This is a genomic window from Streptomyces sp. NPDC054770 (assembly GCF_053611985.1).
The window spans coordinates 76,991-101,830 of sequence record NZ_JBSHBL010000012.1 but is presented as its reverse complement, the minus strand read 5'-3'; the positions used below and the strand labels follow the sequence as shown (position 1 = coordinate 101,830).

24 protein-coding genes and 2 tRNA genes are annotated in these 24,840 nt (G+C 68.6%); 16 read left to right on the top strand and 10 right to left on the bottom strand.

Annotation, left to right across the window (positions count from 1 at the left end):
• Nucleotides 1-6: 6 nt before the first annotated feature.
• Both ACWGKQ_RS13890 and ACWGKQ_RS13885 read right to left on the bottom strand, forming a co-directional pair.
• Nucleotides 7-1,257: an MFS transporter gene (locus tag ACWGKQ_RS13890; RefSeq protein ID WP_453292136.1), complete on the bottom strand. Its 1,251-nt coding sequence runs from the start codon at nucleotides 1,255-1,257 to the stop codon at nucleotides 7-9.
• On the bottom strand, nucleotides 1,254-1,760 hold the full coding sequence (locus tag ACWGKQ_RS13885) for a MarR family winged helix-turn-helix transcriptional regulator (protein ID WP_453292135.1): 507 nt from the start codon (nucleotides 1,758-1,760) through the stop codon (nucleotides 1,254-1,256). Before ACWGKQ_RS13885 ends, ACWGKQ_RS13890 begins: the two co-directional genes overlap by 4 nt.
• 166 nt (nucleotides 1,761-1,926) lie before the next feature.
• Between ACWGKQ_RS13885 and ACWGKQ_RS13880 the strand changes: the two genes are divergently transcribed.
• Nucleotides 1,927-1,999 (top strand) — tRNA-Arg (locus ACWGKQ_RS13880).
• 143 nt (nucleotides 2,000-2,142) lie between these two features.
• Here ACWGKQ_RS13880 and ACWGKQ_RS13875 read toward each other — a convergent pair.
• Nucleotides 2,143-3,753 (bottom strand): tyrosine-type recombinase/integrase, encoded by a 1,611-nt coding sequence (locus ACWGKQ_RS13875; RefSeq protein ID WP_453292134.1) that lies wholly within the window; start codon nucleotides 3,751-3,753, stop codon nucleotides 2,143-2,145.
• A gap of 218 nt (nucleotides 3,754-3,971) precedes the next feature.
• Here ACWGKQ_RS13875 and ACWGKQ_RS13870 point away from each other — a divergent pair, with 218 nt between their 5' ends.
• Nucleotides 3,972-4,181: a DNA-binding protein gene (locus ACWGKQ_RS13870; protein ID WP_453292133.1), complete on the top strand. Its 210-nt coding sequence runs from the start codon at nucleotides 3,972-3,974 to the stop codon at nucleotides 4,179-4,181.
• Between the two features lie 180 nt (nucleotides 4,182-4,361).
• Nucleotides 4,362-5,279: a recombinase family protein gene (locus ACWGKQ_RS13865; RefSeq protein ID WP_453292132.1), complete on the top strand. Its 918-nt coding sequence runs from the start codon at nucleotides 4,362-4,364 to the stop codon at nucleotides 5,277-5,279.
• Between the two features lie 82 nt (nucleotides 5,280-5,361).
• Here the strand turns inward: ACWGKQ_RS13865 and ACWGKQ_RS13860 are convergent, their stop codons facing one another.
• The 4 genes from ACWGKQ_RS13860 to ACWGKQ_RS13845 form a co-directional block, all read right to left on the bottom strand.
• Entirely contained in the window at nucleotides 5,362-5,958 is a 597-nt protein-coding gene (locus tag ACWGKQ_RS13860) for a hypothetical protein (protein ID WP_453292131.1), read from the bottom strand.
• Entirely contained in the window at nucleotides 5,955-7,211 is a 1,257-nt protein-coding gene (locus tag ACWGKQ_RS13855) for a DUF6545 domain-containing protein (protein WP_453292130.1), read from the bottom strand. Before ACWGKQ_RS13855 ends, ACWGKQ_RS13860 begins: the two co-directional genes overlap by 4 nt.
• A gap of 24 nt (nucleotides 7,212-7,235) precedes the next feature.
• The gene (locus ACWGKQ_RS13850) at nucleotides 7,236-7,790 is read right to left on the bottom strand and encodes a hypothetical protein (protein ID WP_453292129.1); all 555 of its coding nucleotides are present in this window, start codon (nucleotides 7,788-7,790) and stop codon (nucleotides 7,236-7,238) included.
• 71 nt (nucleotides 7,791-7,861) lie between these two features.
• On the bottom strand, nucleotides 7,862-8,344 hold the full coding sequence (locus tag ACWGKQ_RS13845) for a hypothetical protein (protein WP_366889572.1): 483 nt from the start codon (nucleotides 8,342-8,344) through the stop codon (nucleotides 7,862-7,864).
• Between the two features lie 737 nt (nucleotides 8,345-9,081).
• Here ACWGKQ_RS13845 and ACWGKQ_RS13840 point away from each other — a divergent pair.
• From ACWGKQ_RS13840 to ACWGKQ_RS13790, 11 genes are all read left to right on the top strand, one after another.
• Complete coding sequence (locus ACWGKQ_RS13840) at nucleotides 9,082-10,110, top strand: ParB/RepB/Spo0J family partition protein (RefSeq protein WP_453292128.1); 1,029 nt, start codon at nucleotides 9,082-9,084, stop codon at nucleotides 10,108-10,110.
• A gap of 410 nt (nucleotides 10,111-10,520) precedes the next feature.
• The gene (locus tag ACWGKQ_RS13835; RefSeq protein WP_453292127.1) at nucleotides 10,521-10,931 is read left to right on the top strand and encodes a hypothetical protein; all 411 of its coding nucleotides are present in this window, start codon (nucleotides 10,521-10,523) and stop codon (nucleotides 10,929-10,931) included.
• Nucleotides 10,932-11,265: 334 nt separating this feature from the next.
• A tRNA-Gly gene (locus ACWGKQ_RS13830) sits at nucleotides 11,266-11,337 on the top strand.
• Nucleotides 11,338-11,509: 172 nt separating this feature from the next.
• The gene (locus ACWGKQ_RS13825) at nucleotides 11,510-12,862 is read left to right on the top strand and encodes a putative antirestriction adenine methyltransferase (RefSeq protein WP_453292126.1); all 1,353 of its coding nucleotides are present in this window, start codon (nucleotides 11,510-11,512) and stop codon (nucleotides 12,860-12,862) included.
• Complete coding sequence (locus tag ACWGKQ_RS13820; RefSeq protein ID WP_453292125.1) at nucleotides 12,859-13,764, top strand: ParB/Srx family N-terminal domain-containing protein; 906 nt, start codon at nucleotides 12,859-12,861, stop codon at nucleotides 13,762-13,764. The genes ACWGKQ_RS13825 and ACWGKQ_RS13820 overlap by 4 nt, the downstream gene beginning before the upstream one ends.
• On the top strand, nucleotides 13,761-13,982 hold the full coding sequence (locus tag ACWGKQ_RS13815; RefSeq protein WP_453292124.1) for a DUF6354 family protein: 222 nt from the start codon (nucleotides 13,761-13,763) through the stop codon (nucleotides 13,980-13,982). Before ACWGKQ_RS13820 ends, ACWGKQ_RS13815 begins: the two co-directional genes overlap by 4 nt.
• Nucleotides 13,979-14,425: a VRR-NUC domain-containing protein gene (locus ACWGKQ_RS13810; protein WP_453292123.1), complete on the top strand. Its 447-nt coding sequence runs from the start codon at nucleotides 13,979-13,981 to the stop codon at nucleotides 14,423-14,425. Before ACWGKQ_RS13815 ends, ACWGKQ_RS13810 begins: the two co-directional genes overlap by 4 nt.
• A complete protein-coding gene (locus ACWGKQ_RS13805) occupies nucleotides 14,422-14,631 on the top strand; it encodes a hypothetical protein (protein WP_453292122.1) in 210 nt (69 codons plus the stop codon). Before ACWGKQ_RS13810 ends, ACWGKQ_RS13805 begins: the two co-directional genes overlap by 4 nt.
• Nucleotides 14,631-14,831: a hypothetical protein gene (locus ACWGKQ_RS13800; RefSeq protein WP_453292121.1), complete on the top strand. Its 201-nt coding sequence runs from the start codon at nucleotides 14,631-14,633 to the stop codon at nucleotides 14,829-14,831. The genes ACWGKQ_RS13805 and ACWGKQ_RS13800 overlap by 1 nt, the downstream gene beginning before the upstream one ends.
• A 67-nt stretch (nucleotides 14,832-14,898) precedes the next feature.
• Nucleotides 14,899-15,444, top strand: coding sequence for a hypothetical protein (locus ACWGKQ_RS13795; RefSeq protein WP_453292120.1), 546 nt, complete (start codon nucleotides 14,899-14,901; stop codon nucleotides 15,442-15,444).
• Nucleotides 15,445-15,482: 38 nt separating this feature from the next.
• Nucleotides 15,483-16,898, top strand: coding sequence for a terminase large subunit domain-containing protein (locus ACWGKQ_RS13790; RefSeq protein WP_453292119.1), 1,416 nt, complete (start codon nucleotides 15,483-15,485; stop codon nucleotides 16,896-16,898).
• 25 nt (nucleotides 16,899-16,923) lie between these two features.
• Here ACWGKQ_RS13790 and ACWGKQ_RS13785 read toward each other — a convergent pair whose 3' ends face one another.
• From ACWGKQ_RS13785 to ACWGKQ_RS13775, 3 genes are read right to left on the bottom strand one after another with little or no spacing between them, the layout of a single operon-like run.
• Nucleotides 16,924-17,436: a hypothetical protein gene (locus ACWGKQ_RS13785; RefSeq protein WP_453292118.1), complete on the bottom strand. Its 513-nt coding sequence runs from the start codon at nucleotides 17,434-17,436 to the stop codon at nucleotides 16,924-16,926.
• Nucleotides 17,433-21,869 (bottom strand): RHS repeat-associated core domain-containing protein, encoded by a 4,437-nt coding sequence (locus ACWGKQ_RS13780; protein ID WP_453292117.1) that lies wholly within the window; start codon nucleotides 21,867-21,869, stop codon nucleotides 17,433-17,435. Before ACWGKQ_RS13780 ends, ACWGKQ_RS13785 begins: the two co-directional genes overlap by 4 nt.
• Nucleotides 21,870-21,881: 12 nt before the next feature.
• The gene (locus ACWGKQ_RS13775) at nucleotides 21,882-22,193 is read right to left on the bottom strand and encodes a hypothetical protein (RefSeq protein ID WP_453292116.1); all 312 of its coding nucleotides are present in this window, start codon (nucleotides 22,191-22,193) and stop codon (nucleotides 21,882-21,884) included.
• Nucleotides 22,194-22,353: 160 nt separating this feature from the next.
• On the opposite strand from ACWGKQ_RS13775, the gene ACWGKQ_RS13770 reads away from it, so the two are divergent.
• Together ACWGKQ_RS13770 and ACWGKQ_RS13765 are read left to right on the top strand one after the other, a co-directional pair.
• Entirely contained in the window at nucleotides 22,354-23,976 is a 1,623-nt protein-coding gene (locus ACWGKQ_RS13770; protein ID WP_453292115.1) for a hypothetical protein, read from the top strand.
• A gap of 88 nt (nucleotides 23,977-24,064) precedes the next feature.
• A complete protein-coding gene (locus ACWGKQ_RS13765) occupies nucleotides 24,065-24,799 on the top strand; it encodes a hypothetical protein (RefSeq protein ID WP_453292114.1) in 735 nt (244 codons plus the stop codon).
• The last annotated feature ends 41 nt before the right edge of the window (nucleotides 24,800-24,840 follow it).

Sequence of the window (24,840 nt, the reverse complement as noted above, 5' to 3'; positions counted from 1 at the left end):
GGTGGCTCAGGGTGAGGCCGGCCGGGGAGACGGGGTCGCGGAGGAACCGCGCAGGTCTGCCGTGGTGGCGCCCACCACGGCGACGGCGCCGAGGCAGAGCAGGCCACCACTGACAAGGGCCGCCGCTCCCGAGGTGGCGGCCGCGACGAGGCCGCCGCGCAGGTTTCCGATATCGGGTCCGGCCTGGCCGACGATCTGTTCGGCGGCGCTGACGCGGCCGAGCAGTTCCTTGGGGGTGTGCAGCTGGACGACGGTGCTCCGGGAGACGACGGAGACGGTGTCGGCGGCACCGGCCGCGACAAGGAAGGCCAGCCCGGCCCAGGGGTCGGTCGAGATCCCGAACAGCGTCAACGACGCGCCCCAGGCCGCGGATCCGCCGAGCATGACCAGGCCGGGGCGGGGGAGCCGGGTGAAGGTTCCGGAGAAGAGCGATGCGGCAACCCCGCCGACGGCGATGGCCGTGAGGAAGAGCCCGAGAGTGCGGGGGTTGCCGCCGAATCGTTCGGCGTTGACCAGGGGGAACAGGCTGACGGGCATGGACAGTACGGTGGCGGCCAGGTCCGTGAGCAGGGCCCCGCGGATGACGGGGGTACGGCCCAGGAAGGCCAGACCGTCCAGTACTCCGCGCAGACCGGGCCGCGCGGGTTCGCCCCCGGGGTCCATCCGGGGCAGGCCGAACGCGCCGTGGAGCGCGGCGAGGAAGCTCAGGGCGTCGATCAGATAGCAGGCGCCGACCCCCAGCCCGCCCACGAGCAGTCCGCCGAGCGCGGGACCGAGCAGCATGGCGCCCTGGAAGGCGATGCGCCCGAGCGCCAGGCCCGCGGCCAGTTGGTGCTTGGGCAGCAGGTGCGAGACGAAGGTACGCGAGGCCGGACCGCCGCCCGCACCGAAGCAGGACTGAAGCGCGACCAGCCCCAGCACACCGGCGACGGGGACGCCCCCGAGAAAGCTCTGCAACGCGAGGAGAAGCGAACACACGGCTTCCCCGCCGGTCGTGAGGAGATAGAGCCTCCGGCGGTCCACACGGTCGACGAGCGATCCGGCGAACAGCCCGAGTACGACGAGGGGGATCGCCTGCGCCAGCCCGACGGCGCCCGTCCAGGTGGTGCTCCTGGTCGCCTGCCAGACCTGGTACATCACGGCGACGAGAGTCATCTGACCGCCGAACCCGGACAGGGTCCGCCCGATCCACAACCGCCGGAACGGACGTGAGGACCGTAACGGGCTCACATCGACCAGCGCGCGCCCCACCCTCACGAAGGCTCCTCAACCTCAGCCTCGGCCAGCCTCCCGACGATCCGGTCATGGAAACTCTTGCGCTCGAGCGCCCGCTCGATATCGGTGACGACCCGGGAGAGCGGGTAGGGAATCTCGGCCTCCAGCTCCGCGAGGGCGGCTTCGGTGGCCCGCCATTCCGCCCCGAGACGACCCACAACACGACGGGCCTTCTCGGTGAGCGTCACCTTCCTGGTCCGCGCGTCGTCACCCACGACGGTCTCGACCCAGCCGGCCTCGCGCATCGCCGCGACCTTCTGACTGAGCGCCGAATGCGTGCGCTGAACCGACTCGGCCAGTTCCGCGATGGTCATGGGCCCACGAGCATGCAGCCGCAGCAACTCCATGACGAAGCTGGGCTTGAGCCCGTCGATCCGCTGCCCGGAGTAGACCCGGGCGATATCGGCATCCAGCGACGCCTGAAGCAGCCGCAACGGCCGCCAGAGGCTCTGCTGCGTCGGATCAGGTACAGACGAGTCGGCCACACACCAAACAATAACAGCACTTATATAAGCACTGTCCCTTCCCTACCCACCCAACCGACCCACACCCGCAGCCCCCAAGGCGCCCCCGCACAGAGGCCCCCACCACGCCCCACCCCCATACGCTGATCCGCTAGGCTGTCAACGACCGTCCCCAACGACGGTCCCCGCCTTCGTAGCTCAGGGGATAGAGCACCGCTCTCCTAAAGCGGGTGTCGCAGGTTCGAATCCTGCCGGGGGCACAGTGCCTGACCAGGCGCGGAGCATCGAACAGGGCCCTCGGAGTGATCTCCGAGGGGCCTGTTTCGTGCCTGGTGGGGACAGGGTGGGGACACGGCGTGTGTGCCGTATGTGGGCCGCATCCCGACGCAGGCCGACGGTCCAGCTACGCGGCGGACGCCTCGCCCTCCGTCTCGGGTGCGGTCTCTGGCGTGCCGACCTCGGCCGGCACGAGCTGAGGGCCCTGCGGCGGCGCGTCCTCCCCGCCCTTTCCGCCCCGCTGCCCCGCCTTACGCGGGACGATCGCCACTGGCGCATCTGCGGCCTCCAGCTCGAGCTGTGGGAGCACGCTGGTGTAGGTGTCGGCGGTGAGCTTGAACGAGGAGTGGCCGAGCAGGACCTGAATGGCCTTCATGTGGACGCCGGCCGCCAGGGACAGCGTCGCGGCGCAGTGGCGCAGGTCGTGCAGGCGGATCGGAGGCAGGCCGAGCCTCTGGATCAGCCTGTTGAAGATCTGGGAGACGTACTCCGGGTGGTACGGGCGGCCGTCCTCCCACGTGAAGACGCGGCCGGAGTCGACGTACGGCCCGTACTTCTTCGGCTTCTCGCGGTGCTTCTCCTCCCACTCCGCGCGCTCGGCCTGCTGGCGTCGCCGCCAGAACTTCAGGAGCTCGTGGGTCTGGCTGTCGAGCCGGACGGTGCGGGCGCCGCTGTCGCTCTTGGGGGTGTCCTCCCAGACGTCGTAGGAGGCCGCGACGAGCTGCTCGCTGATGTGGACGGTGCCGACGGTCATGTCGGTCTCGCGCCAGGGCAGGCCGCAGGACTCACCGCGCCGGGTGCCCCGGAAGACCATGAGGTGGAACATCGGGTAGAGCCGGTGTTCGGCGACGCCGTCGAGGAAGGCGCCGGTCTGCTCGGCCGTCCAGACCATGACGGGACCGGGCTTCTCTCCGATCTCCTTCCAGCGGGCCACGCGCTCGTCGGTCCATACGAGCGGCTTGGGCGGGCTGTACTTGGGCAGGACGAGGTGCTTGGCCCAGTTGTCGCTGATGAGCTTCTCGGTGTTCTTGGCGTAGTCGAGCGCCGCGCTGAGCTCGTTCTTCATCTTCAGTTGCACGCCCGGGCCGGTGATGTAGCGCGGCTTCCTGCGGGATCCGCGCAGCTTCTCCTTGGCGGCGTTCCAGTGCTGCCGCAGTTCGGGCGGCCGCGGCCTGGCGGCCCGCTTCCAGGCCCCATGGGCGGCCTCGCACTCCACCCTGGCGAGCTCGGCGGCGTCGGCGTTGGCGGCGTGCTGCTCGTTGTCGCGCCAGATCTGCTCGAACATCTCCTGGATGTGCCGGGTGCGCAGGTCCCGCATCCTGATGTGCCCGAGGTTCGGGACGAAGACCCGGTGGATGTGGTCGTGGTAGGTCTTCCAGGTGGACCGCTTGAGGTCGACGCGCTTGGCGAACCAGCGGAGCAGGAACTGCTCGACGGTCTCGTCCGACAGCACATCGATGCCGTCCTGGGCCTTGTCCCAGATCTCCTGGGCTGCCTCCTCGGCCTTCTTCTTGGTGAGGAATCCGCCCTTTCGCGGTCGACGCCGCTCCCCCCTGGGTCCCGGCGGTAGTTCGACGTAGTAGTACCAGCTGCCGTGGTCTCTCTTGCCGGCGTCTGGGCACTCAGCGCCGAGCTCCCGCATCTTCGGCCTGTTCCTGGCGTCGAGGACCGGAGCGCCGTCCTCACCTGTGACGGGTTCCTTGCAGCCACAGCGCTTGTAGACCGAGCCCTTGAACAAATCCCCTCCTGCGAATCTCGCGAGCGACACGAAGCGCTCATGTGTTGAGACAGACATTTACTCAATCGACTGCTGGCGCCTACGTGTCGGATCTTGTCCGGCCGCCAGGGAGAACTTAGACTCCGTCGGCACTTCCTGGGAGGCGCGGGGGCGGAACAGGAGAGTCCGAGCATGCGAGACCGAAACAATCCGGCCACCGACAACGCGGCGGTGCCTGCATGTCGATGACACGGAACGAGGTACTGGCCCTGCCCGTCACGGTCGACGTCCTGACGGCCGGCAAGGCGTTCGGCTTCAGCAGGAACACAACGTACGAGCTGATCAGGTCAGGCGAGTTCCCGGTACCGGTGCATCCGTACGGCAAGGGCAAGCGAAGGGTGCTGACCGCGGAGCTGTGGGAGGCGTTGGGAGTGCGGCCCCTGGAATAGGCCCGGACCCCGAGGCCGATCCGGCTCGGCAGAACCCTCCAGTAACCGACCTCCCCGCTGTACAGTCCCCCATGCTTGGCTGAGGCGGGGGGCCACAGGCCGCTGTCATGTCGGGGTGACAATGCTGCGCTTTGGCATACGCTGTCCAGGGGTAGCAGGGGGATCTGGGCTGGAGAGAGCATGAGGGCCTATGGCCACGACACGGACGGTGTCACCGCCGTCCCGGAGGAAGCCGTCCACTTGGCGGCGGCCGCCAAGCGCGTCCTCGCAGGGCACACGATCGCGGACACCGCGGACTGGATGACGGAGAATGCCGGGCCGACGGTGTCGGGGCGCGCCTGGTCTCCCACGACACTGCGCCGTCGGCTGCGCAACCCCGCTGTCGCCGGCCTTCGCGAGAACGCCGACGGCGAACTCGTGAAAGGCCCGGCGGAGCCGCTGCTCGACCGTGAGACGTTCGACGCGCTGCAGGAGCTGTTCACGCGGAACGGCCGGAGTCAGGGCACCAAGCCGAAGCACGTGCACTATCTGTCGGGTGGCATCGCGACCTGCAAGCTGTGCAAGAAGCCACTGGTGGCCCGGTCCACAGCGAACGGCGGGCGCGGATACGTCTGCGAGGGCGAGGGCTGCGGCAAGGTGCGGATCTCCGCGGAGCCGCTGGACGAGTACGTCGGTGACCGGGTCGTCGCCGCGCTGGCGAGCCCGGCGCGGCTCAAGAGGCTGGCCGCCATCCGGGACCGGTTCTCGGCGGAGGCCCGGGAGGCCGAGCGGTTCCAGCAGGAACTCCGCGGGCACAAGGAAGAGTTGGCGCAGGCGTTCGGCGCCAAGGACCTGAACCTGAGCGAGTTCCGGGCGGCGAAGGCGGCCCTGGAGGAGCGGCGCGGTGAGGCGATGGCCGCTGTTCGCCGGGGCAGGGCTCTCGACGAACTTCCGGAGTTGACCCCGCAGGGCGTCGAGACCTGGTGGAACGAGACGGCCGGCCGCGAGCAACGCCGCAACCTGGTCCAACTGACCGTACGGGAGGTGCGCGTTGGCCCCGCCACGGTGCGCGGTTCCCGGAAGTTCGACGAGACGCGGTTCGAGATCTTCTGGCGGTAGTGCCCGGATGGACCGCCGAACCCAGCTCCCCGCTCTACGAGTTGGGCCCGGCTGGTTCTCACCGACTTGCCGCGGGTCAGCTTCAGACCAGGCATTCGAAGACGCCACCGGCGACCAGGCAGCCAAGTGCCGTGCCGGCCGCCACCTGGCCCAGGGTGTGATCACGCAGCGCCACTCTCGACCAGCCGATCAGCGCGACCAGTGGAAGGGCAGCCGCCCACCAGTGGCTGACGCCCACGGTCAGGATCGTAATGGCGCCGGCGGCGACCGCCGTGTGCACGCTGATCTTCCAGAACGCCGTCACCGGCAGGATCGCCCCGAGCGTGGCCAGCATGGCCACGACGAGGGCGGTCATCTGCACGGGTGCGTCGAGCACCACCATGGCCGCGACGGCAACGCCGACGGACGCCATGATCACGGGTATGAGATGTAGCCGGCGTTCACGCTGGCCGACGTGGCGGTCGGTCCAACGTCCGGCACGTATGCCGTACTTGATGTACGCCACGGGGATCACCGCGGCGAACACGACGGCATGGACGGCCCAGGCCAGGCCGACGAGTCTGTCCTCCTGGGCTGCCCCGAGCAGAAGACACACGGCGAGGATGACGTTCTTCGGTTCCAGGCCGTCGGTGATGGCGCGAGCGGTGCGGTTCTCCGTCACCGGGGACGTGGTGGTCATGCCGTCTTCCTGTCGGGCGCGACACGGGCTTCGAGGGTGTCCATGAGCGGAGAGTGGTAGTGCTGGGCCACGCGGGTGAGCCAGGCCGCGTTGGCGTCGAGGTCGGTGCCCAGGGACAGCAGCGGGAGGGTCAGGGGCATGTCAGCACTGGCCATGTCGTCGGCCCGCCCGCGGCGACCGGTACGCAGGCACAGCGCCTGGGCGGCCGCCTCGGCATCGTTGTCTTCGAGGCCGCAGGCGTGGGCTGCATCCCGTGCCCTGCGCGGCAGCTCGGCCTCGATCCACGGGAGGACTTCGAGTGCGGAGTCGCTGATATCGAGCACCCGTTGGTCGAGCCGTTCCCAGAGGCCGCGGGGGTCGTACTGGTCCCGGAGCAGAGACGGCCCTTCGGCCAGGACGCGCATGACGGCCTCGGCAGGCAGGACGGAGACCAACTCCTGCCACAGGGGCCGCAGGGCGATCAGCTGCCGTCGGCGTTGGAGCAGGCGGGAGACGGCCTCCCAGCCCCGGAACGAGACACCGGCCAGGATCAGGCCGATGGCCACGATCTGGATGAGACTGGAGAGATCGTCGGCCTCCGCCGCGGACATGGGGTACGTGGCGTCCAGAAGGCCGTACGCCAGATAGCTGCCCCGGAAGAAGGCGTAGCCGACGCCTGTCCAGCAGCCCAGGGACATCACGTACATGCACGCGCTGAACATCCGCTGCCCTGAACGCCGGGCGGTCCGCGCGGCCACCGTGCACAGGGCTCCCGAGAAGGTCATCGCCAGGGCCAGGGTGCCGAGGTAGGCGGTCACATAGGCGGTTCCCGCCCGGTGGCCGAACTGCGCCCCGATGAAGTTCCGCCCTCCGTCGGCGTCGACGAGGGCGGGTACGGCGAACGGGAACAGCAGGCAGGCGGCAGAGAGAGCGACCACCGCGAAGACGGTTCGCGGCCACGCGGCCGTCAGCCTCTGCCAGCGCCTGCGGGGGCCCGCGGCGGCCGCGACGGAGTCCACCCACCGCCACAGCAGGAACGAACTGAGCATCACAGCCAGGTGCTTGACCAGTACGGCGAGATCGCCGACGCCGGTCCACTGTGTGACACCGCGCTCGAAGAAGCCCAGGCGCAGTGTGGCGGCGCCCGCGAGCAGCGCCAGGACGGCCCACAGCTCTCGTTGGCCGCGACTGCCGCGAAGGTAGCCGATCCGGGACAGGCACCAGGTCCAGAGCGGCACGATGGTGCATAACGCCATGACGTCGTCGCTGATCATGTGAAGGGGTTCCTCAACCGTCGGTCAGAGGCTGCGGTGCAGCCGGTCGAGCAGGGGGTCGGTGTGCCGGCCTGAGCTGTGTGCGCCGGCCCGCTGGCGGAGCAGCATGGCGAAGGACTCGGCCTCGTCCTCGCGCTCGATGTAGAGCGGATCCCGTCGGTTGTGCGGGGATCGGGTACGGACACCCAGGAGGTCGCCGCCAAGGAACGCCGGGGACAGCCAGGTGAACGTGACCGCCTCCTCCTCGGCCTCTGCTGGCTGGGGTGGCGTCTCGTCGGCCCGTACGACGGGGAGCGGAGGGTGGCCGAGGAGCTGGTGACCCAGCTCGTGGGCGTAGGTGTGGACCGCCTGAGCACCGGCGGCCTCCGGCGCCACCCAGATGTGGTCCGCCTCCTCCGTCGGCCACCACAGACCGCACGGGCGTTGCAGGCCCGGTGGGAACGGTTCGCGGTGCAACACCAGCGGCCGGTGGTGCTGCTCGACGGCGGCCTGGTGCAGCGTCTCCAGCGTCAGTGGGTGAGGGACTGGAAAGCCGTCAAGGGCTGCGGCGCAGCGGCGGCGGGAGGCGGGACCTAACACGCGCTGATCGCACCACCCTTGGGGGTTGGGACGTGGGGGATGATCACTGGGGACTTCCGGAAATCTCGGTGTCAGTTCTGGGGCTTCTGCATCTTCTGCAGGCTGGAGATGAACTCCATGGCGAGCTTCAGTCCGCGGGAGTCGAGCCGACGGGCGCTACGGGCCAGCAGCTGAACGCTCTCGGCCTCCTCGGCCACCTGACGGTCCACCTTCTCCGTGTGCCTGCGTCGCGCGTCGAGGAGCTTGTTCGCCTCGCCGGCCACTGCTTCGTGTGTGGCAGTGCCGTCCTTGAAGGCATCCAACGGCACCTGGAAGAAGGCCGCGATGTGCGCGACCTTGTCGAACGACGGTTGGGGACCGCCCGGTATACGCAGCTTGCGGATCGTCTCGTCGGAGATCACGCGCCGTCCCGCACGCCGGTTGATGGCGTCCGCCACCTCGGAGTTGCTGAACTCCACGCCGTTGCGGGCCGCCGCCGCGGCCTCGAACAGAAGGTTCAGCATTCGGGCGCTGAACGACCACTCGTCCGCGGCGGAGCCGACAGATCGTGTCACGCGCATCTCCTCTACCAACGACCACTCGCGCCACATGCTAGTCACTGCCACAAATCTTTGGTGGGCCATTCTCAGCCAACCAAAGATCCTTGACAGCTCATGAAGATGCTGTGTTGGATCCGTAACGCAAGTGTGCGGTTATGTTCCTGTCAAGTGCCTCTGATGCGCAACTCTGGTTCCGCGCGCAAGGACGCCGAGGGCCGACCGCACCGTTCTTCACGCCGTCTGCCATCGAAGGGGCCTCCTGATGCGAGCCGCCCGCAACTCGCCCGCTCCGTTATCCGGACCGCCCCACCCCGCGAACCCCGCGCACACGGAGCCCGAGCCGAGCCGGCATCGCCAGAGCCCCGCGATGCCGGATGGACACAGGGCGTCGGGGACCGGACCACAGAGGGACAACTCCGGCGACCAAGGCGCGGGCGCGCAGCGACCGAGCTCGCCAGACGCGAACGAACAGGCCGACGAGTCCGCCCGCACCACCCCGGAGGACGACCCCGAGATCACGGGCGACTGGCAGGACATGGAGATCCTGAAGGTCCTCATGGGGGCCGATGTCGAACTGGATGGAGATGACGAGGACCCCAACACCCATGACCTCGCACGGAGAGCAGGAGGGGACCCCGGGGCGGGCTTCAATATAAATAACACTTGACGTTCAAGATCGATTGACAATAGTATTTACCTATCACCTCACAGGAACCCCTCCTGCGAGACCAAGAGTGCGAGGAGTCAGCGACATGAACGTCACCGAGGCGAGCATCGAGGTCATCGCGGTTCCGCTCACGGACATCGAGCCCAACCCGGACCAGCCCCGGAAGTACTTCGACGAGACCAAGCTGGAGGAACTGGCGGCCCAGTTCCGCTCTGTGGGCCAACTGCAGCCCATCGTGGTCCGCCCAGCCGGCGACAAGCTCCAGATCGTGATGGGCGAGCGTCGCTGGCGGGCGATGCACCTGGTGGAGGGCGCCACCACCATCGAGGCCAAGATCGTGGGCAGCGTGGACGACGAGCAGGCGTTCGTGATGGGCATCTCCGAGAACATCGGCCGTGCGGACATGACGCTGATGGAGGAGGCGCAGGCATACGCGGATCTGGTCGGGTTCGGATACCAGGCGGAACGCATCGCGGAGATGTTCGGCAAGACCACCGACTACGTGCGGTGGCGGATGGACCTGCTGAACCTCACCACGGACATCGCGGAGCTGGTGGCCGAGGGGAAGATCAAGGCGGACTTCGCCTGGTACTTGTCGAAGCTGACGCCGGCGAACCAGAAGGTGGCGGTCACCCGGTACATGAAGGGCGACTTCAGGACGGAGACGGACGCCTCCACCTTCGCGCAGGCCCTGCGGATGAAGGAGAACCAGGAGGGCTTCTTCTCCGAGAAGGAGCTGTCGGAGAAGGAGAAGGAGGACAAGGCCAAGGAGCGCAAGCAGGCCAAGGGCAAGGTGGACCAGGTCGAGCGGGCCGGAACACTGCTGGAGGAACTGGCGAAGCTGACACCGTCGGAGCTGGCGGACCTGTTCCAGGGCGAGGTGGGCAAGCACCTGGACGCGGTGGAGCGGGTGCGCAGGACGGCCGCCGAGGCAGTGAAGAAGCTGCGGAAGGCGAAGGCGATGTCGGAGGCGAAGCAGCTGACGGTCCGCCCGGAACTGGAGGTCGAGCCGGAGGCGGAGGGCGCCACGGGCGAGGAGGAGCCGAGCGAGGCCGAGATCGCCGAGGCCGCGGCCGAGGAACCGCTGGAGGCGGAGCTCGAAGCCGCCGCCTGAGCTCGGTTGAGTGACAGCGGTCGGGAGTCCCGGGTGGGATTCCCGACCGCCTTTCGCGTGGATGGGCACGCTCACCTCTCGCGGTCCCACGGTGGCCGGTGTGGCGGACGTGGGGCAGGAGTGGGGCGGCGCGGCTCGACGGACGGGGCGACGGAGCGGGCCGGTACGACACCACACCGGCCGCCGATCCGACGGAGCGCCCGCGACCGCGCCGCTGGAACCACCTGCCCGGACACATGGCCGCGCACGAGGCCGCACCACCACACCCGGCGATAAATCAAACTTTCAATAAGGGAGGATTTAAAATAGAATTTAATTGACATCTCTACGTGCCTGCGGCAACGGAGCCAGGGGCACGGAGTCCAGCCAGAGCCATCCGCCACCGCGCGGAAGGCGGGCCGAGGAGGAACATGTTCGAACTGTTCACGCACAGATACCAGAGCTTCGAGCCGGCGACGGGCGTACCGGTGCGCGTCACCCTGGGCGCCCCGCGGTGGACGCTGCCGTACACACTGGAGCATCAGGTACGGGAGGCCGCGCCCAGCAGGAACTACTTCGATGCCGCGCGGTCGCTGTACGAGGCGGAGTATCTGGCCCAACTGGACCGGCATGGCGTCGAGTTCTTCGCTTCGCGGTTCCAGGAGATCGCGGTGACGGCCGGGGATCCGCGACTGGTACTGCTGTGCTTCGAGGATCTGTCGAAGCCGGAACAGTGGTGCCACCGGCGGATGTTCGCCGCGTGGTGGCAGGAGAAGACCGGCGCACAGGTGAGGGAGCTCGGGCCACTGGGACCCACGTACGAGCAGGGGGCACTGCTGTGAGTGCACAGCGCGGGCCCGACTGGACCGAGATGAGTCGCGAGGACTTCGAGGCCCCGCCCCAGCCAAAACCGGCACCGCCGGGACAGATGGAACTGTTCGAGCCCGGCCCAGGCAGGGCGAGGGCGAAGCCGAGGCTTCCGGAGGAGTGCCCGATGGGGACGCTGAGCCTCCTGGATCTCGTCGAGCCGGAGCAGTAGCGGCTCCCACCCTGGCCCGAATAGGGATCGGCCCATGTGGCGGGTGCGGTATCGCGCCCGCCACATGTGTTGTGACAGTCCTTAGTCTGATAGCGTCTAGTTGTCGGCGGGGCGATCTTCCGGGTCGGTCCAGCCACGCGCCGGTAGTGCATCTGGCAGCACACCCCGTCACCGGCGGGGAGGAGCCCGTTCGAGTCGGGCCCGGCGCTCGAGGACGCGTCCGCACAGGCACGTGGTGCGGAGCCCACCAGCCAAGGAACCATCCCCCTCCAGGCGTCCCCCGCGCCTCCTGGTTCCCGGGCGGCCCGGCACGGCAGGACCAGCCCCCTGCCCCTCCGGGCCCGCGTCCTTACCCACCAACCCCGCGCAGGGGAGGCAGCGTTGTTCCACGGCTCGATCCCCTCGGATCTCCGCGCGATCATCCACGAGCACGCGACCACATGGCGCGGCCAGGCCGAGGACGTCTACGTGGGCTGCTCCGGAAACTTCACGATCGAGCGAGTCCTGCACGACTCCGGCTTCCGTCTCCACGGGTGCGACGTGCAGCTGTACTCGTCGGCGATCGGCTGGTACCTCGCTGGGGAGCGGTTACCGATCGCGGTCCGCCCCGAGTCGGGAGACGGACTCGCCTGGCTGGAGCCATACCTGGACGGCCGGGCGGGGACTCTCGCGGTGGTGCTGCTCGGGTCCAGGTTCTTCCAGTGGATCGGACGGGACGACCACCCGTACTACGGCCGGATGTTGACGGCGTACCGGCAGCAGTTCCCCAACCTGCACGCGAAGACGGTCGCGAAGATCGAGGCGCTCCCGCTGCGGCTGGCGTCGTACGCGCCGATGGACGTGAACCAGTGGCTCACAGAACAGGTCCCTGCGGGCGCACCGGTCGTCGCCTTCCCGCCGTTCTACGCCGGCGACTACGAGGGCCAGTTCGCGGCGCTGGACAAGCACCTGGAGTGGCCGGCACCGGAGTACCCGACGCTGGACGAGGCGGCCAAGCAGACCCTGATCGAGCGCGTCACCGACCGGCCTCACTGGATGCTCGGGCTGCACTTCGACGTCGACGAACTGGCCGGCCACCTGCGCGGTCAGGTACAGACGGCCAACCGCGGGCTGCCGATCAACGTGTACTCGTCGGTGCCGCGGTCGCGGATCGTCCGGCCCAACCAGCGCCTGGAGCCGGTACGCGCGCCGCGCCTTGTGCCGGGCCAACGCCTCGGCGAGACCCTGACGCTGGCCCCGCTGTCGATGGGCCAGTTCGCGACCCTCCGCTCGCAGTACATGAACCACAACATCCGTCCGGGCACGCCGACGATGGCACTCGCGGTCCTGGTCGACGGGGTCGTGGTGGGCGCCTTCGCGTTCTCGACGCCGAAGTTCGACCCGCACAACGTGTACCTGCTCTCGGACTTCCCGGTGGCGCCGACGTCGTACGGCCGGCTGGCCAAGCTCGTGCTGTACGCCGCGCTGTCGACGGAGGCGCAGTTCCTGGCGCAGCGGACCATGAACACCCGCCTGACCCGGCTGAACACGACGGCGTTCACACAGCGCCCGGTCTCCATGAAGTACCGCGGACTGCTGCGGCTGAACTCCCGCAAGGCCTCTACCGATCCCGCCCACCGCTACCAGCTCGACTACGGCGGCGAGCTGGGTCGCTGGTCGCTGGACGAGGGATTCGCGCAGTGGAGGAGCAAGCACGGACACCCCGAGGGACTGAAGGAGGACCGGAAGCCATGACCGAGCCGCTCAAACCCCGCATGATCGAGGGCGACCCGCGGGAGCTGACACTGCTGGACGTCAACGCACGGTTCATGCGGCATGAGCAGTTCCAACGCCTCGTGGCGAACATCCGCGCCGACGGAGCGCTGACCTCCACCCCGCTGGTGTGGAACGACATCGGTTCAGGGCGACGAATCGTGCTGTCGGGCAACCACCGCACAAAGGCCGCCGTCGAGGCCGGCCTGGAGCGGATCTGGTGGATGGAGATCACCGAGCCGCTGCCGAGACAGCGGCAGATCGCGTTGCAGCTGGCCCACAACTCGATCGCGGGCGAGGACGACCCGGCCACGCTCAAGGCACTGTACGAGGAGCTGGAGGACGTCTCCATGCGCCTGTACTCCGGCCTGGACGACAAGACACTCGACCTGCTGGACGAGGTCACCGTGCCGAGCCTCGCGGAGGCCAACCTGGACTTCGCGACCGTGCAGATCGTGTTCCTGCCGGACGAGAAGGAGGCCGCGGAGAAAGCCTTCGAGGCCGCGCGGAAGGCCGCCACGGCCGACGCCCGCTGGCTGGCACGCATTGATCAGTACGAGAGCGTGCTCGACCTGCTCGACACGGTGAAGGGCGCGCACAACATCGGCAACGTCGCCACGGTGTTCGCGATCATCCTGGCCATCGTCGAACGCCACCTCGGCGAGCTGGCCGACGGCTGGTACGCCCCGGACGAGCAGACCGCCAGCCGCAAGGGCACCGCCCCTGTCGAGACGGTCCTGGCCACCCGCACCATGCCCGCCGACGCCGCGGCCGTCGTGCGGCGGGCCATCGACCGCATGGAGCGGGACGGCGACATCGAGGCCGGCCAGCGGTGGCGTGCCCTGGAGCTCTGGGCCGCCGACTACCTGGCAGGCGCAGCGTGAAGCAGCCCGACGTACGGGTCGGCCAGGTATGGGCGGACAACGACAAGCGCAGCGAGGGCCGCACCTTGCGCGTCGACGAGGTCGATGCCCGCTATGCGTACTGCACAGTGCTCACCGCCGCCACGACCGGCGGCCGGACCGGCCAGCGGACCCGGGTGTCACTGGAGCGCATGCTGCCGACGAGCACGGGCTACCGGCTCCTGGACGGCACGCCGTGAACGGGGAGCTGTACCGCAAGCTGCTCGCCGAACGGTACGGGCCACTCGACCGGCTGGAGACCGAGCGCTTCCCGCCGGCCATCGACCGGGCGGAGTCGGTCACCGGCACGACCGAGGAGCAGTGGCGCCGTCAGGTCCGCGACATCGCCATGCGCTACGGCTGGCGACTGCAGTACCACACGGCGGACTCCCGGCGCTCCGACCCGGGCTGGCCCGACGAGGTGTTCGGACACCCCGGCCAACGTCGCACTCTGTTCGTGGAGTTCAAGACCGACACCGGGCGGATACGACCAGCCCGGCGTGAGTGGCTGTCCCACCTCGCCGACAGCGGGTTCGAGGTCGCCGTATGGCGCCCTCACGACCTGCCCGCCGTCCTGCGGGTGCTGGGCCCGGCGCGGCAGAGGGCCACCCTGCCTTCGAACTTCCGCAGGCCGGCCCGGTGAGCGGCCCGTACACCGACGAGCTGAACCAGCTCCACGCCGAGATCGACCACCTGACCACCGTCCACCGCACGGCCGCAGGCCTGGCCCGTTCCCTGGCCGAACGCCTCGTCGGCGAACCGTTCCACCTCGCCGACGAGGTCGCGCGCCTCCTCGACGGCGCGTTGGAGCCCGACGACATCCCCGACTTTCCCGAAGGAGAGACCTGATGAACCTCGCCAAGGACTCCTCGTCGTGGGAGCGCACCGTCTCGGTCACGCCACTGCCCGACTCCGTACGCCGCAGAGCCGCCCTCCAGGTCGCCGCCCGTGCCACCGGCCGGGAGCGTGCACAGCGCCACGCCGACTGCGCGGACATCCTGGCGCACCTCGGCCTCCTCGACCCTGCCCTGCGCAGCGCATCGAGCTGAGGCGAGACGTCCCCTCGCAGGAGAGGAACGGGAGGGCAGACAGACCAGGCGGGAGAGCACTGATCGGATGGCGGACAGCGGCCAGGCATGGGAGCGGCAGCCGAGCGAGTCGGCAGCCGCGTGGGAGGCGTTCGCCTGCTACCGCGACCTCGGCCTGTCCCGCAGCATCGGCAAGGTCGCCGAGCGCCTGGCCAAGTCCCGCACGCTCATCGAACGCTGGTCGACCACACACCGCTGGGTGCCCCGCACCGAGGCGTGGGACCGGGAGCAGGACCGCCTCTGGCGGGCGGAGCGACAGCAGGCCGCCCGGGAGGTGGCCCGCCGGCACGCTCGCCTCGCCTCCGCCGCCCAGTCAAAAATCGTCGGCCAACTTCAGCAGCTCGACCCCGCGCGCCTCAGCCCGTCGGACGTGATCCGCTGGCTGGAAGTCACCATCCGCATCGAGCGCCAGGCGTACGGCATGGACCTGGCAGACGCCGCCACGTCGACCTCCAAGGGCCAGGAGACGGCGGACGTGTCGGCACTGACCGACGAGGAACGCCGGGCCCGCATGGAGCAACTCCGCCGCGAACTCGAGGCCCGCATCGGCGCATTGGGCGGCGAACAGCCGTGACCGCCGAACCGCCGGCCGCACTGCCTGACCCGACGGGCATGTCCGACGCCGAGCTGCACGCCGAGATCACCGCACTGATCGAGGCCGACGCGGTCTCGGCAAGCCGCTGGGCCTGCGACCGCCCCGACTGCGACGGCCTGCCCCACGCCGGCTGGCTGCACCGCCACGCCCGCGCCACGCAGCGCCTGCCCGAGGGCGCCTGGGCGGCATGGATGATGCTCACCGGCCGAGGCTGGGGCAAGACGAAGTCGGCGGCGGAGGCCGTACGAGAGTGGGCGACCACCCCAGGGACGATGATCGCGGTCGTCGCGAAGAACGCCACCCTGGTCAAGGAGATCTGCTTCGAGTCCCCCAAGTCCGGCCTTCTGGCTGTCATCCCACCCGAGGACATCCGCCGCTACAGCCCCGGCAACGGCCTGACCACCCTCCGCCTGAAGAACGGCTCGGCGATCTACGGCTTCGGCGCCGAGACCCCGGACAACCTGCGCGGGTTCGCCTTCGACAAGGGCTGGCTGGACGAGTACGCGGCCTGGAACCGCCACACCGCCCAGTCGGTGTACGACATGCTGTGGTTCTGCCTGCGCGAGGCCCCGAGCCCGCAGGTCGTTATCTCCACCACCCCCAAGCCCCTCCCCCACGTCAAGCGCCTGGTGGAGCGCGGCCGCCGCCCCGGCTCCACCGTCGTCCTGACCACCGGCCGCACCGAGGACAACCGCGCCAACCTCTCCCCCGCTGCGCTCGCCGAACTCGACTCCGAGTACGGCGGCACCCGCCTCGGCCGCCAGGAGCTGGACGGCGTCCTTCTCGAAGACGTCGAGGGCGCCCTGTGGAAGCAGTGGATGTTCGAGGTCGAGGGCTTCCGCGTCGCCCGCACCGCGGTCCCGCCGCTCGACCGCCTGGTCGTCGCCGTCGACCCGGCCGTCACGACGACGGACTCCGCGGACCTGACCGCATTCACGGTCGCCGGCCGCTCCTACCCGCTGGAGCAGATGTACGGCGACCGCCGTCCCCGCGGCTACGTCCTCCACGCCGAACAGGACCGCCACACCCCGACAGCCGCGATGCGCCGCGCCGCCGCCCTGTACCACGAGCACCAGGCCGACTGCGTGGTCATCGAGGCCAACAACGGCGGCGACTACCTCCCCGCTCTCCTCGCCGAGGTCGACCCGACCGTCCCGTGCCGAGTCGTCCACGCCACCCGCGGCAAGCGGGCCCGCGCGGCGCCGGTGGCGATGCTGTACGAGCAGTCCCGCATCAGCCACGCCGGCTCGCCGCGCACGTTCGCGGTGCTGGAGGAGCAGATGACGACGTACGTCGGTGCGTCGGAGGCCGAAGAGAAGTCCCCGGACCTGCTCGACTCGTGCGTGTGGGCGTTGACGGACCTCTTCCTCGACGGTTCAGTACCGGGTGCGCCGTCACGCCCCTCCGACAGTCGCCTGACCGGTCGTCGCTGACCCGCAGCCAGCGTTCGTGGAGCGCCTATGAAATGCGACCCAGTTGCCGTAGTGCCGTTAGCCAGGAATCATCCGGATCGTCGCCGACGATATTCCGATATCCGCTGCCGAAGACTTTGTCGAGCAGGAATTCGTTGAGGTCGTCGGCGAATTTCTCGAAGACCTCGCTCTGCCACCAGATTACGCCGGTGTCAGGGAAGCCCCAGATTTCTCCGGTCAATCGGCGAAGAAACACGGGATCCTCGCTGATCTTGCCGATGCAGAACCATTCATCCCGGTTCAGCTGGACCGGTGTCCCTTCCCTGGGATCCGCGTAGAACTGCGAGTCGACGACAACCTTTGCCTCGAAGAGCACCACGGAGCCGAAGATCCCCCCGTTGGCTCTGCTCAGGAAGTCCGCGTAGGTGGCAGGCACGTCAGAGGGGAGGGGGCGCCCGGAGTACCCGGCAGGGACATCGTTCATTATGCCCAGCTCGAAATCATCGGCGAGCAGGGTGCGTGCCGCCGCCAAGAGTTGTTCCAGTTCCCGGGAGATCATTCGGGACCCTCGATTCTAATCTTCAGGGGAGTATGGTCGGGAAGGTTCCTGATTTGTTGCCAAATCTGGTTTCCTATGCGCTGGTTGGTGAACGCATCCAGGATATGCAGATTGGTTGCGGCATCGGGTCCCCCCAATTGCAGTTCCCACACGTGATCCGGGTTCATCCTCTGGAGGATTCTACTACGGAGGGTGTCCGCGAACTCGCGGTTAGTCTTCCCGAACTGGTCATAAACGCGACGTATGAGGTCTCGTTTGTAGTTGTTGGTGATCGATGAGTCTCGGGCCACCGGGTTGGGCGCCTTGAAGAGAACTCCCGCGTCGCTCAGCTTCAGGAGCGCGTCGGCCTTCATTCTGAATTGCTGTTTGGGCATACCCTCGAGCCACTGGACGGTGATCTCGGCGGGACCGCCCTCCGTGCATTGCAGTCCCAGGGGATCCAGGAAGGCCAGCGGGTTTGGCACATATCCGTAGTTGTCCGGTCCTGCCTCCAGCCCCAGAGGATCCGGGCTGACGTACCGGCCGGCGTCGGGGGCGTAGTAGCGCTGGCAGTTGTAGTTCAGGCCGGTCTCGGAATCGTGGTACTGGCCGGGGAAGCGGAGAGGACAGTCCACGGACTCGGGGGCCGCTGTCGACGGCACCACGGACATTCCCCACAGCGTGGCCCGGCTGGACCAGGCGATACATCCATCCGGGCCGATGAGATCCGTGGGCGTGCCCACGGTGTCGGTGATCACTGCGTGAAAGCGGGGTGAGCCATCTCGCGCGGAGAGTTCAGCCCGTGATCTCGTGCGGTCGGTCTGCGCGAGCGGCCGGTGCGAATCGGGGGCGTAGTCCCAGGTGGTGACGCTGCCGTTCGGACCAATCTGTTCGGCGACACGGGATCCGTCCCAGCCGAACCGTATCTCCTCCACGGCTGAGCCGTCTTCTGACAGCAGTTGCTTCGCGGTACGGCGTCCCAAGGGGTCGTATCTGTACTGCCAGGTCTGGCCGCCCGGGTTGGTGGCGCGCGTCAGCCGATTCTCCGGACTCCACTCGTAGGTCCAGATCCGCCGCTGGCCGTTGAGCAGTTTCCGGGACAGTCGGACAACGCGGCCCTCGGCGTCGTAATGGAAGGTGGTGCGCCCGGATGTGCGCAGTTGGTTCCCTCTGTACTCGTGCTGCTGGGGAGCGGGGTCGTCGGGCAACACTGCCCGGGCGAGGCGGCCGGTGCTGTCGTAGGTGTAGTTCTCGCGCCAGTTATCCGCTCGAGCGGTTGTGACGCGGCCTGCCGAGTCCAGCTCGAATTGCCTTGTTCCGGAGAGGAGGTCATCGATCTCCGTGACGTAGCCGTCCGGGCGGTAGGCGTAGGTGCGTCTGTGGACCAGGTGCTCAGCGTCGGCGGCGAGTTGCGTGACGCTCTGGGCGGTCATGCGATCGGCGGCGTCCCACGACTGGGTCAGGGTGAGTGTCTCGCCGAGCTTTCGTGAGGTTTCGCGTCCTGCGGCGTCGTAGGCGAAGGTCAGGCTGCCTGTGTCCGTGACGAGTTCGGTGGGCAGGCCCTGTGCGTTGTACGACCAGGTCGACGTGTGGCCCGTCGGGGTGGTCCGGCGTATGCAGCGGCCGAGTTCGTCGTAGGAGTAGCGGGTCGCGCTGCCGTTCACGTCTTCGGAGAGCGTGCGGCCTGTCGCGTCCCGTCCGAACGTGATCTCGGCATCCGCGTTGGCCGTCCGCAGGAGGTGACCGCTCGCGTCGTAGGCGAAGGTGGTGACGTCGGTCTCGCTGCGCTGCTCCGTGACGCGGCCTCTTGGGTCACGCGTGTAGTGAATCGACTCGCCCAGCCCGTTCCTGCGCGTGACGAGCTGGCCGGCTTCGTCGTAGTCGTAGGTCAGTGCGCGGCCGTTGAAGTCCGTCTCGGCGATGAGTCGGCCGGCGGCGTCGTACTCGTAACGCCATGTGAGGCCCGCTGGGTTGGTGACCTCGGTCAGGCGGAGTTCGGTGTCGTAGCCGAAGGCGTACGTGGTGCCGCCGGGATCGGTTCGTGTGCCGGCCAAGCCGAAGTGCGTGCGGTAGTAGGAGGTCGCGGCGCCGGTCACGTCCGTGTGTGAGAGGAGATTTCCGTCCGCGTCCCATGACCAGGTTTCGCGGGTGCCGTCGGGGCGCCGACGCAGGGAAGGCAGACCTTCGACCGTCCATGACAGGTGCAAACTGCGCTCGAGGGGGTCGACAGCCTCGACGACCCGGCCGAAGGTGTCTCTGACGATCTGGGTGGTGTGGCCGAGCGCGTCGGTGACCCGGAGCGGGAGGCCGGCCTTGTCGTTCGTGATGCGCCGGTAGTTCCCCATCGCATCGATGATCTCCACCAGATGACCGGACTTGTTGTACCGGTAGCGGGTCTCAGCTCCCAGTGGATCCCGCGTCATCAGTGGACGGCCGTGCGTGTCGTATTCGTGGATCCACGTGGCCCCGTTCGGCTCGGTGACACGGACGGGGAGGTGGTGATCGTTGTACTCCGCGGTGCCGGTGGACCCGTCGGGAAGGACCGTTGAGGTGACGTTTCCGGACTGGTCGTAGGAGTAGCTGGTGGTGTGGCCGAGTGCGTTCGTGGAAGCGGTGAGGCGGTGTTCCGCGTCCCACTGGTACTCGGTGACGTTGCCGAGCGGGTCGGTCTCGCGGATGAGGCGCAGCGCTTCGTTGTGCTCGTAGACGCGGGTGTGGCCGAGGGAGTCGGTCACCCGGGTGGTGCGTGTGGTGTCGGCGTAGGTGAGGGTCGAGGCCAGCGCGTCGCCGGTGCCTCCGGTGGCTGTCACGCGGCCCTGCTCGTCGTAGGCGTACCAGTACGTGGTGCCGCCGCGGTCGGTCCAGGAGGTGATGCGGCCGTCCGCGTCGTAGGTGTAGCGCGTCGGCAGGCCCGAGGAGTTGGTCTCCTCGGTCAATCGGCCGGCCTCGTCGTAGCCGAAGGTGAGCAGGGTGGTGCCGGGCAAGTTCGGGGCTTCGGGGTCGAGGAGGCGAAGGCCGGTGATGCGGGAGAGGGCCGGGTGGCGATCCAGAGCGATGTGGTAGCCGCCGGAGTGGACCACGGTGATGGGGATGTCGCCGTCGGCGTAGGTGACGGTGATGCGGTTGCCGTTGCCGTCCTGGATGTGTTGCAGGGGCAGGTCCACGGCAGTGTCGCCGGCCGCTGGAACGGGGCTGTGGAAGACGTGGGCCAGGCCGGTGGCCGGATCGGTGATGCGGATTGCGCCGTCTGTCTCGTCGTCCCAGGCCAGGGTCAGGCGGGAGCCGGGGGTTTCCGGGCGGACAGGGGCATTGGTCTCCGGGTCGGGGACGGGGAAACAGAGGCGAGCGCCGTCCGGGGTCGCGTAGACGAGGCACTCGCCGTCCGCTTGAACCCGCTGGTCGAGTGTGGAGGCCCAGGACGGGCCGAACCAGCCGCCGAAGCGGTACGAGGATATGTGGGTGCGGCCCAACACCAACGGAAGTACACCGCCGAGTTGGACATCCGTGCGGGAGATGGCCATGTCGCCGGTGGCCACGTCGATGGGATCCCGGACGAACGTCTTGACCATGTCCTGGATCGAGGCGGGCAGCTTGTTGAACCCTGGGTTCAACTTGAGCCGCTCGAAGGTGGCGCAGTTCAGCTTCAGGCCCTTGCTGAGTTCGGCCAGCTCGGCCGGCTTGATGGCCTTCAGCCCCTTGCCGAGGGCCTTGCCGAGCACTCCGAAGCCGACGCCCATCAGGGCGCCTTCGGTGAGAAGCTTTGCCAACTTCTCCGAGTTCTTGAAGGCACCCGGGTCCTCGAGCAGCGTCTGGAACGTGGTGAACTCCATGCCGCCCTTGGCCATCTTGGCCACCTCGGCGACGCCACGGATCTCCTTGAGCGCCTTCAGCGCACGCTCCACGCCCCGGATGACCTCCATGATCCCGCGGATCACGGAGCCCAGCGCGGTGCCCTCCTCCTCGATCCGTCCGATCAGGGCGACGACCTTGAGGGCGCGTTCGCCGGCCATGAGGGTGGAGGCCACCGATGACGCGCCGGCGGTGAGGACGTCCAGCGCCAGACCAGCGATCTCGAACTCTGCGATCTCCGCGAGCATCACGCCAATCTCGGAGAGGAGCTCGTGGGCCTTGTCCGCGAAGTCGTCCAGGGCCTTCGCACCCTCGCGCAGGGAGTGGGCCATCTCCGTGGCGTTCTTACGGGCCGCCTTGGCCCGCTTGTTGTACGCCTTGGCCGCCTTGCCCTCCCACTCCACGTCCGCGAGCGCCTTGCGCGAAGCCTCCGCCGCGTCGTCCAGGCCATCGGCAAGGTGACGCCACTTCTCGGCGATCTCCCGCACGCCGTCCGGGTTCACCGCCGGATTGCTGATGCCCAGGAACTCCAGACCACTGGCGACGCTGTCGCCGAACATGTGGTTGAACTTGTTGATGTAGTGAAACGGGTTGAGGTCGACCATGGTTGCGCCTTCTCAGCCCTTCTTGTTCTGGGCTGCGGCCGCGATCAGCACATCCAGCAGGTCGAAGGCGTCGGACACCTCGCCGATCAGCTTGGCCTCCGCCTCCCACTCGTCCTCGAGCGCCTTGGTCAGCTTCACCAGGGTGGTCATGCCCTGCTCTATCTCGCTCTTCGCGCCGAGAAGGGAACCCAGCGCGCCGAGCGCGCCCAGGTCATGCGACTGCGCGTTGAACTCCTGCAGCGGCTTCGCCGTGTGATGTCCCACCGTTCGCAGCCCCGACGCGGCCTTGTGCATGGACGTGGCCTGCTTTTTCAGGTCCGACATGCCACCCCACCCCCGTACTTCACTCTGTGCACATGCCAACCCGACGACCGTAGTGAGGTCGGCCATAGGATGGGTAAAGCAACAGTCAAGCGATGACAAAGGTCGCCATCCCTTAGGCTGCGCCGTTCTTGACCGGCGGTGGGACAACGGGAGTTGGTACATGCGGAATTGGCGGCAGCTCGTCATCGACGCCTGGGGAGCGCTCGCGTACAAGCCGGCGTTCCAGGCCGCGGTCGAAGGGCGGCCGACGCGGCTGCCCGGCCCCATGGCCTCATCGTGGCTGCCGGTGTCGGAGCGTCGGCGGCTGGCGGCGTACACCGTGCTGGCCGCCTACGACCACAACCAAGCCGCCGCCCTGCTCGGCGAGGACGGCGCCGACCGCCGCGAATACGGCGACGCGTCCCTGATCGTCGACCAGACCCTCTCCCATCTGCTCGGCGAGTCCCAGAAGATCGTGGTCGAGGGCGTCGAGGACGGCGACATGGTTGCGCAGGAGCGGGAGGGGCTGTTGCGGGAGTGGGCGCAATCCGAGCATCTGCGCATGCGGATGCAGCATGCCGAGCGCGACGCCGTCCTGCTCGGCGACACCGTCTATCTCCTGGCCTGGTCGCGCGTTAAGGCCCGGCCGGTCCTCAAGACCGTCGACCCGGGCTTCTACTTCCCGGTGCTCCCGGACGGCGCACTCGACGCCGGCGAGTACCCCGACCGTGTGCACCTGGCGTGGGAGGTGCCGGAGGATCCCGCGACCGGTCGCAGGGGCACACTGCGCAGGGTCACCTACGAGCTGGCCCCGATCGGAGCGGACGCCGTCGCGACGCGCACATACCCGTGGTCGAGCCGCCCCGGCGCCGTCACCTGCTATCTCACCGACGCCGAATGGGACCTGGACCAGCTCGACAGGATGGACGACATCGACGCTCTGTCCCTGGCCCGTGCTCGCTTCCGCACAAACGCGGACGGCGAGGTCCTCAACCGTCTCGATCTCCAGCTGGACTTCATCCCGCTCGTCCACGTCCCCAACACGATCAACGCCGCCGAGCACTACGGCGAGTCCAGCCTGCTGTCCGCTGCCCAGCTCCTCGACGACCTCGCCGCGGCCGACACCGACAGCCAGCGCGCCTCCGCGACCACCGGCTCACCGATCATCGGCCTGTCCGGAGCGCGGCTGCCGGTGGACCGCAGGACGGGCAACCCATTGCCGGTCCAGGTCGAACCCGGGATGGTTTGGCCGCTCGGCGAGAGCGGGCAGCTCAGTACGGTCGACACCTCAGCCCAACTGGCCGAACTCCGTTCTTATGTCGATACGCTGAGGGATCGACTGTCCGTGGTGACCCGACTGCCCGCGAGCGTGCTCGGTACCGTCAGCCCCGCCGAGGTGCCTTCCGGGTACGCGCTGCAGCTGAGCTTCGGCCCGCTGGACGCCATGGTGCGCTCCATGCGGCTGGCGCGCGAGGCGAAGTACCCGCTCCTGCTGAAGATGGTGCAGCGGCTCTACCAGCTCGGCGGCGTCCTGCCACCGGGTGAGAACCCCCGGGCCGCGATCGCGTTCGGCGCCTACCTGCCAACTGATCTGTCCGCCGCCCTGGACCTGGTGGCGCGCGGGGTGCAGGCGGGCGTGCTGTCACTGGAAACAGGCGTACGGCTGCTGGTCGACGCCGGGTTCCCGATCGAGGATGCGGCGCTGGAAGTGGAGCGCATCCGGGCGGATACCGAGGCGCGGGCAGCACGGCAGAACACCGCAGACGACAGCGCGGGCGAGGCAGAGAACGGCGCCCACGGCTGATGAGGGCTCCAGGGTGGCCGCACGGCGCCGACTGCCCATTAGACTGCGCGCCGACGCGGGGGCGTCTGGGCGAGGAGAACGTCTGCCCATGACCGTACGAACGTGGGGTACACGTCCGCCGCTGCCACTTGCGCCCCTCGGTTACCGCCGTGACGGCCGCCCGATCCTCCCCATCATCGGGGCTTCCTCCGACGATCCCGACGCCCCGCCCACCGGCGATCCGACAACCGAAGACACCGGCACCACGGTGGTCTCGATCCCCCAGGACGAACTCTCCCGCCGCTTCGCCCGTGAGAAGGACCAGGGCCGCCGCGCCGCCGTCCGCGACCTTCTCGGCCAGCTCGGCTTCGAATCTGCCAAGGCCCTGACGGAGTACGTGCAGAACCAGCGTCAGGCGGAACAGCAGCAGAAGGACGCCGAACGCGAGCGCCTGTCCGAAGCTGAGCGGCGCGAGCGGGCCGCGGCGGAGCGCGAGCACCAGGCCCAGGAACGGGAAACAGCTGCCACGGCGCGGGAGCAGGACGCCGCCCGCCGGGCCACACTCGTCGGCCTGGGTGCCACCGGCCCGGAGCTGGAGGACGCAGCGCTTCTCCTGGCCCGCGAGATCGAACCGGACGCCGATCAAACGGCACTCGCCCAAGCCGCTGCGGGGCTCAAGCAGCGCCGCCCGGAACTCTTCAGCGCCGCAACCCCGCCGGCACCCGTGCCTCCTCCCTCGGGCAGCCCAACCGGGGTCCCTGCCCGCTCGGGCGGCATCCCGCCACGCCCAGGCCAGCTCGGCCTGGACATCGCCCGGCGCCGCGGTCACCTCAAGAGCTCCTGACCACGCGACCGCACACGGGAACCGCGGCCCCGCTCCACCTC

What these genes read in the sequence shown, in the direction of transcription:
- ACWGKQ_RS13835 (WP_453292127.1), top strand. Translation starts at nt 10,521, where the DNA reads ATGTTCGAACTGTTCACGCACAGATACCAGAGCTTCGAGCCGGCGACG.
- ACWGKQ_RS13770 (WP_453292115.1), top strand. Translation starts at nt 22,354, where the DNA reads ATGCGGAATTGGCGGCAGCTCGTCATCGACGCCTGGGGAGCGCTCGCG.
- ACWGKQ_RS13790 (WP_453292119.1), top strand. Translation starts at nt 15,483, where the DNA reads ATGTCCGACGCCGAGCTGCACGCCGAGATCACCGCACTGATCGAGGCC.
- ACWGKQ_RS13800 (WP_453292121.1), top strand. Translation starts at nt 14,631, where the DNA reads ATGAACCTCGCCAAGGACTCCTCGTCGTGGGAGCGCACCGTCTCGGTC.
- ACWGKQ_RS13780 (WP_453292117.1), bottom strand. Translation starts at nt 21,869, where the DNA reads ATGGTCGACCTCAACCCGTTTCACTACATCAACAAGTTCAACCACATG.
- ACWGKQ_RS13765 (WP_453292114.1), top strand. Translation starts at nt 24,065, where the DNA reads ATGACCGTACGAACGTGGGGTACACGTCCGCCGCTGCCACTTGCGCCC.
- ACWGKQ_RS13795 (WP_453292120.1), top strand. Translation starts at nt 14,899, where the DNA reads ATGGCGGACAGCGGCCAGGCATGGGAGCGGCAGCCGAGCGAGTCGGCA.
- ACWGKQ_RS13775 (WP_453292116.1), bottom strand. Translation starts at nt 22,193, where the DNA reads ATGTCGGACCTGAAAAAGCAGGCCACGTCCATGCACAAGGCCGCGTCG.
- ACWGKQ_RS13855 (WP_453292130.1), bottom strand. Translation starts at nt 7,211, where the DNA reads ATGATCAGCGACGACGTCATGGCGTTATGCACCATCGTGCCGCTCTGG.
- ACWGKQ_RS13840 (WP_453292128.1), top strand. Translation starts at nt 9,082, where the DNA reads ATGAACGTCACCGAGGCGAGCATCGAGGTCATCGCGGTTCCGCTCACG.
- ACWGKQ_RS13865 (WP_453292132.1), top strand. Translation starts at nt 4,362, where the DNA reads ATGAGGGCCTATGGCCACGACACGGACGGTGTCACCGCCGTCCCGGAG.
- ACWGKQ_RS13870 (WP_453292133.1), top strand. Translation starts at nt 3,972, where the DNA reads ATGTCGATGACACGGAACGAGGTACTGGCCCTGCCCGTCACGGTCGAC.
- ACWGKQ_RS13860 (WP_453292131.1), bottom strand. Translation starts at nt 5,958, where the DNA reads ATGACCACCACGTCCCCGGTGACGGAGAACCGCACCGCTCGCGCCATC.
- ACWGKQ_RS13820 (WP_453292125.1), top strand. Translation starts at nt 12,859, where the DNA reads ATGACCGAGCCGCTCAAACCCCGCATGATCGAGGGCGACCCGCGGGAG.
- ACWGKQ_RS13785 (WP_453292118.1), bottom strand. Translation starts at nt 17,436, where the DNA reads ATGATCTCCCGGGAACTGGAACAACTCTTGGCGGCGGCACGCACCCTG.